Source organism: Pseudomonas sp. Pdm06 (assembly GCF_014851795.1).
Taxonomy (GTDB): Bacteria; Pseudomonadota; Gammaproteobacteria; order Pseudomonadales; family Pseudomonadaceae; genus Aquipseudomonas; species Aquipseudomonas fluorescens_AA.
The window spans coordinates 287392-293672 of sequence record NZ_JACVAH010000007.1; the positions used below are offsets into that span (position 1 = coordinate 287392).

The window sequence follows — 6281 nt, forward strand, 5'->3', positions numbered from 1 at the left end:
CATACGCCGCAGGAGAGATTCGCAATGGCTCAGCAGGGCAGTGGTTATCAGGCTCGCTATAAACGCATTCTACTCAAGCTTAGCGGCGAGGCCCTGATGGGCTCGGAAGAGTTCGGGATCGATCCGAAAGTCCTGGATCGCATGGCCCTGGAAGTTGGCCAGTTGGTCGGGATCGGCGTTCAGGTCGGCCTGGTCATCGGCGGCGGCAACCTGTTCCGTGGCGCGGCGCTGAGCGCGGCCGGCATGGATCGGGTCACGGGCGACCACATGGGCATGCTGGCCACTGTGATGAACGCGCTGGCTATGCGCGATGCGTTGGAGCGTGCCAATATCTCGGCCATCGTGATGTCGGCCATTTCCATGGTTGGCGTGACCGATCACTACGATCGCCGCAAAGCCATGCGCCACCTCAACGCCAAGGAAGTGGTGATTTTTGCCGCCGGTACCGGTAATCCGTTCTTCACCACGGATTCGGCTGCCTGCCTGCGAGCGATCGAGATCGATGCCGATGTCGTGCTCAAGGCGACCAAGGTCGATGGCGTCTATACCGCTGACCCGTTCAAAGACCCGCATGCCGAGAAGTTCGATCATCTGACCTATGATGAAGTGCTGGATCGCAAGCTGGGTGTCATGGACCTGACGGCTATCTGCCTGTGCCGCGACCACAAGATGCCGCTGCGCGTCTTTAACATGAACAAGCCCGGTGCCCTGTTGAATATCGTCCATGGCGGCGCCGAAGGAACACTGATCGAGGAAGTTCAACAATGATCAATGAAATCAAAAAAGACGCTCAAGAGCGCATGCAGAAATCCCTGGACTCTCTGAACCACGCATTCGGCCAGATTCGTACCGGCAAGGCTCACCCCAGCATCCTCGGCAGCGTCATGGTGCCTTACTACGGCACTGACACACCGCTGAGCAGCGTTGCCAACGTCACCGTGAAAGACTCGCGCACCCTGCAGGTCGTGGCTTTCGAGCGCAACATGCTCGCTGCTGTAGACAAGGCGATCCAGAGCGCCGGTCTGAACCTCAACCCAACTAACTTGGGGGAGCTGCTGCTGATCCCGATGCCGGCCCTCACCGAGGAAACGCGCAAAGGCTTCACCAAACAAGCCCGTAGCGCAGCGGAAGATGCGCGTGTTGCTGTGCGCAATATCCGTCGTGACGCGTTGGGTGAGCTGAAGAAGTTGGTCAAGGATAAGGAAATCAGTGAAGACGAAGAGCGTCGTGCCATCGCTGATATCGATAAGCTGACCAAAGAATCCGAGGCCCAGATCACCAAGGCCACGGACGAGAAAGAAAAAGACCTGATGGCCGTATAAGGGTCTCGTTTTCATGGAAAAGACCAAGCAGGCCGTGCCGTTCGCGGTTCCGCGCCACGTGGCGATCATCATGGACGGCAACAACCGCTGGGCCAAGAAGCGCTTTATGCCTGGCGTCGCCGGGCACAAGGCGGGGGTCGATGCGGTTCGTGCGGTCATCGAGGTGTGCGCCGAGGCGGGGGTCGAGGTGCTGACCCTGTTCGCCTTCTCCAGCGAGAACTGGCAGCGGCCGGCCGATGAAGTCAGCGCCTTGATGGACTTGTTCCTCAAGGCCCTGCGTCGTGAGGCCAAGCGCCTCAACGACAACAAGATCAGCTTGCGCATCATCGGTGATCGCTCGCGCTTCCATCCTGAGTTGCAGGCGGCGATGCGCGAAGCCGAGGCTGCGACGGCGGGCGCCAATCGGTTCGTCCTGCAGATCGCCGCCAACTACGGTGGCCAGTGGGACATTGCCCAGGCTGCCCAGCGGTTGGCGCGGGAAGTCCAGGCCGGGCACTTGCGCCCGGAAGACATCACTCCTGAACTGTTGCAGACCTGCCTGGCGACCGGTGACCTGCCATTGCCGGACCTGTGCATCCGTACCGGTGGCGAGCATCGCATCAGCAACTTCCTGCTCTGGCAGTTGGCTTATGCCGAGTTGTACTTCTCCGACCTGTTCTGGCCGGACTTCAAACACGAAGCCATGCGCACCGCACTGGCCGATTTCGCTTCCCGTCAGCGTCGCTTCGGTAAAACGAGCGAGCAGATCGAAGCTGGAGCCCGGGTTTAATGCTTAAACAACGAATCATCACTGCCTTGATCCTGTTGCCTATCGCCCTGGGTGGTTTCTTCCTGCTCGAAGGTGGCAGCTTTGCGCTGTTCATCGGGCTGGTCGTGACCTTGGGCGCGTGGGAGTGGGCGCGGTTGGCGGGTTTCCCTGCGCAGTCGGCGCGCGTGACCTATGCGGTGGCCGTGGCGGCCATGCTGTTCATCATGTACGTGGTGCCCGGCCTCGCGCCTTGGGTGCTGGGTGCCGCAGTGCTGTGGTGGGCGACGGCGACCTTCCTGGTCCTGACCTATCCCCGGACGACGCATCATTGGGCCAATACGGCGACCAAGCTGGTGATCGGCCTGTTGATCCTGCTGCCGGCCTGGCAAGGGCTGATCTGGATCAAGCAAGGCCCGTTGGGCAACTGGCAGATCATGGCCGTGATGGTGCTGGTCTGGGGGGCCGACGTTGGCGCCTACTTCTCCGGTCGGGCCTTCGGCAAGCGCAAGCTCGCGCCGAAAGTCAGCCCTGGCAAGAGCTGGGAAGGGGTCTATGGTGGCCTGGCCTTGAGCCTGGTGATCACCACGGTGGTCGGTTTCGTGCGGGACTGGACGGTCGCGCAACTGTTCATGGGCCTTATTGGCGCCGCCCTGATCGTATTCGTGTCGGTGGTCGGCGACCTGACCGAAAGCATGTTCAAGCGTCAGTCCGGGATCAAGGACAGCAGTAACCTGCTGCCCGGTCACGGTGGTGTACTGGATCGCATCGACAGCCTGACTGCCGCAATCCCGATCTTTGCCGTGCTGTTGTGGATGGCGGCATCGTGAGTCGCCCCCAGCAGATCACTGTCCTTGGCGCGACCGGTTCGATTGGCCTCAGTACGCTTGACGTCATTGGCCGGCATCCGGAGCGCTACCAGGTGTTCGCCCTCAGTGGCTTCACGCGTTTGAGCGAATTGCTGGCGTTGTGCATTCGCCACACCCCGCGGTTTGCCGTGGTGCCTGAGGTTGGCGTGGCGCGGGGGTTGCAGGACGATTTGCGCGCAGCCGGCCTGCAAACCCGTGTGCTGGTAGGGGAGGAGGGGCTCTGCCAAGTGGCTGCCGACCCTGAAGTCGATGCCGTGATGGCGGCGATCGTCGGTGCGGCGGGCTTGCGTCCGACCCTCGCGGCGGTGGAGGCCGGCAAGAAGATCCTGCTGGCCAATAAAGAGGCGCTGGTGATGTCCGGCGCGCTGTTCATGCAGGCTGTACGCAAGAGCGGCTCGGTGTTGCTGCCGATCGACAGCGAGCACAATGCGATTTTTCAATGCATGCCGCGGGATTTTTCCCGTGGTCTCGGTGCGGTAGGTGTTCGGCGGATTTTGCTGACAGCCTCCGGTGGTCCGTTCCGGCAGACGCCGCTGGAAGAATTGGTGCATGTTTCACCCGAACAGGCCTGTGCCCATCCGAACTGGTCCATGGGGCGCAAGATTTCCGTGGATTCGGCCAGCATGATGAACAAAGGGCTGGAACTGATCGAGGCCTGCTGGCTGTTTGATGCCAAGCCGTCGCAGGTCGAGGTGGTGATTCACCCCCAGAGCGTGATTCACTCCCTGGTGGACTACGTCGACGGGTCCGTGCTGGCCCAGTTGGGTAACCCGGACATGCGCACCCCGATCGCCAATGCCCTGGCCTGGCCGGAGCGTATCGACTCGGGCGTTGCGCCGCTGGACCTGTTCGCTATCGCTCGCCTGGATTTCCAGGCGCCCGATGAACAGCGCTTCCCCTGCCTGCGCCTGGCGCGCCAGGCGGCCGAGGCGGGCAACAGTGCGCCGGCCATGTTGAACGCTGCCAATGAAGTGGCCGTTGCCGCGTTTCTCGATGGACGTGTCCGTTACCTCGAGATCGCGAGTATCATCGAGGAAGTCTTGAATCTCGAGGCCGTGGTTTCGGTCGATGACCTCGATACAGTATTTACGGCGGATGCCAGGGCTCGTGAGTTGGCGGGCCAATGGCTGCAGCGCCACGGGCGTTGAAGCTGCGATACGTTAGCCAGGATTGCCCTGGACAGGATTGCGGAGAAAACAGATGAGCGCGCTCTATATGATTGTCGGCACCCTGGTTGCATTGGGGGTGTTGGTCACTTTTCACGAATTCGGTCATTTCTGGGTTGCGCGTCGCTGTGGCGTCAAGGTCCTGCGTTTTTCCGTGGGCTTTGGCATGCCATTGCTGCGCTGGCACGACAAGAAAGGCACCGAGTTCGTCGTGGCGGCCATCCCGTTGGGTGGCTACGTCAAGATGCTCGACGAGCGCGAAGGCGAAGTCCCGGCCGACCAGCTCGATCAATCCTTCAATCGCAAGACCGTCCGTCAGCGTATTGCCATCGTCGCGGCGGGGCCGATTGCCAACTTCCTGCTGGCCATGGTGTTTTTCTGGGGCCTGGCCATGCTGGGCAGTGAACAGGTGCGCCCGGTCATCGGTGGGGTAGAGGCCGGTAGCGTTGCCGCCCGTGCCGGGCTGGGTGCCGGGCAGGAAATCGTCGCCATCGATGGCGAGCCGACATCGGGCTGGGCGGCGGTCAATCTGCAGTTGGTACGTCGCCTGGGTGAGAGCGGTTCGTTGCAATTGATGGTGCGCGAGCAGGGCTCCACGGTGGATTCGCCTCGCGAGCTCATCTTGGACAACTGGCTCAAGGGCGCGGACGAGCCGGATCCGATCCGCTCCCTGGGGATCCGGCCATGGCGTCCGGCCCTGCCGCCGATCCTCGCCGAACTCGATCCGAAAGGCCCGGCCCAGATGGCTGGTCTGAAGACCGGCGATCGGTTGCTGGCCCTCGACGGCCAGCCGGTCGGCGACTGGCAGCAGGTGGTCGATTCGGTTCGTGTACGTCCTGATACCAAAATTGTGCTGCGCATCGAGCGCGACGGTGCTCCAATCGACGTCCCGGTAACCCTGGCCGCCCGTGGCGAGAGCAAGGCGCCGACCGGTTACCTGGGAGCGGGCGTCAAGGCGGTCGACTGGCCACCGGAAATGATCCGCGAGGTCAGTTCCGGCCCAGTGGCGGCGATTGGCGAGGGTGCGCGTCGTACCTGGACCATGAGCATCCTGACGCTGGACTCGCTCAAGAAAATGTTGTTCGGCGAGCTCTCGGTAAAAAACTTGAGTGGACCGATAACCATTGCTAAAGTGGCGGGCGCTTCTGCCCAGTCGGGCGTCGCTGATTTCCTGAATTTCCTTGCTTATCTGAGCATTAGCCTGGGGGTTCTGAATTTGCTGCCCATTCCGGTACTGGATGGGGGGCATCTGCTGTTTTATCTGATCGAGTGGGCGCGTGGTCGTCCCTTGTCGGATCGGGTGCAAGGTTGGGGGATACAGATCGGTATCAGCTTGGTAGTCGGGGTCATGTTGCTTGCCCTCGTCAACGATCTGGGTCGTCTGTAACGCTTCGCTGAATTGCGAATCTGCCGCATTTTGCGGCAGTTTGTTTATTGCCAGTTGGAATAAGAAAGGACTTCATGAAACGTCTGCTGCTAACTGCGGTTCTCACCGTATTGATGATCGCCGAAGTTCACGCCGAGTCCTTCACTATCTCTGATATTCGCGTCAATGGCCTCCAGCGGGTCTCCGCGGGTAGCGTCTTTGGTGCCTTGCCGTTGAACGTCGGCGAGCAGGCGGATGATCGGCGCCTGGTGGAATCCACGCGTGCGCTGTTCAAGACCGGCTTCTTTCAAGATATCCAGCTGGGCCGTGACGGCAATGTCCTGGTCATCACGGTAGTCGAGCGCCCGTCGGTCGCCAGTATCGAGATCGAAGGCAACAAGGCGATCTCCACTGAAGACCTGATGAAGGGCCTGAAACAATCTGGCCTGGCCGAAGGCGAGATCTTCCAGCGCGCCACCCTCGAAGGTGTGCGTAACGAGCTGCAGCGCCAGTACGTTGCCCAGGGCCGCTACTCGGCCACCGTCGACACCGAAGTGGTGCCGCAGCCGCGCAACCGCGTCGGCCTGAAGGTCAACATCAACGAAGGCACCGTGGCGGCCATCCAGCACATCAACGTGGTGGGCAACACGGTTTTCCCGGATGAAGACCTGATCGACCTGTTCGAGCTCAAGACCACCAACTGGCTGTCGTTCTTCAAGAACGACGACAAGTACGCCCGTGAAAAACTCTCCGGTGACCTGGAGCGCCTGCGTTCCTACTACCTGGACCGTGGCTACATCAACATGGACATCG

At 61.1% G+C, this 6281-nt stretch carries 7 protein-coding genes; all 7 read left to right on the forward strand.

What is annotated here, in order from left to right:
* The first annotated feature begins 24 nt into the window (after positions 1-24).
* Entirely contained in the window at positions 25-768 is a 744-nt protein-coding gene (pyrH, locus tag IB266_RS14320; protein WP_024779012.1) for a UMP kinase, read from the forward strand.
* Positions 765-1322, forward strand: a complete 558-nt coding sequence (gene frr / locus IB266_RS14325; RefSeq protein WP_060739001.1) for a ribosome recycling factor — start codon at positions 765-767, stop codon at positions 1320-1322. Before pyrH ends, frr begins: the two co-directional genes overlap by 4 nt.
* A 13-nt stretch (positions 1323-1335) precedes the next feature.
* The gene (uppS, locus tag IB266_RS14330; RefSeq protein WP_158457679.1) at positions 1336-2091 is read left to right on the forward strand and encodes a polyprenyl diphosphate synthase; all 756 of its coding nucleotides are present in this window, start codon (positions 1336-1338) and stop codon (positions 2089-2091) included.
* Positions 2091-2897 carry a phosphatidate cytidylyltransferase gene (locus tag IB266_RS14335; RefSeq protein WP_192261572.1) on the forward strand — a complete coding sequence of 269 codons (807 nt, stop codon included), beginning with the start codon at positions 2091-2093 and terminating at the stop codon, positions 2895-2897. Before uppS ends, IB266_RS14335 begins: the two co-directional genes overlap by 1 nt.
* The gene (gene ispC / locus IB266_RS14340; RefSeq protein WP_192261573.1) at positions 2894-4084 is read left to right on the forward strand and encodes a 1-deoxy-D-xylulose-5-phosphate reductoisomerase; all 1191 of its coding nucleotides are present in this window, start codon (positions 2894-2896) and stop codon (positions 4082-4084) included. The genes IB266_RS14335 and ispC overlap by 4 nt, the downstream gene beginning before the upstream one ends.
* A gap of 52 nt (positions 4085-4136) precedes the next feature.
* Positions 4137-5489: an RIP metalloprotease RseP gene (gene rseP, locus IB266_RS14345; protein ID WP_192261574.1), complete on the forward strand. Its 1353-nt coding sequence runs from the start codon at positions 4137-4139 to the stop codon at positions 5487-5489.
* A gap of 74 nt (positions 5490-5563) precedes the next feature.
* Positions 5564-6281, forward strand: a 718-nt coding sequence (locus IB266_RS14350; RefSeq protein ID WP_318646594.1) for a POTRA domain-containing protein, incomplete at its 3' end; no start/stop codon positions are given.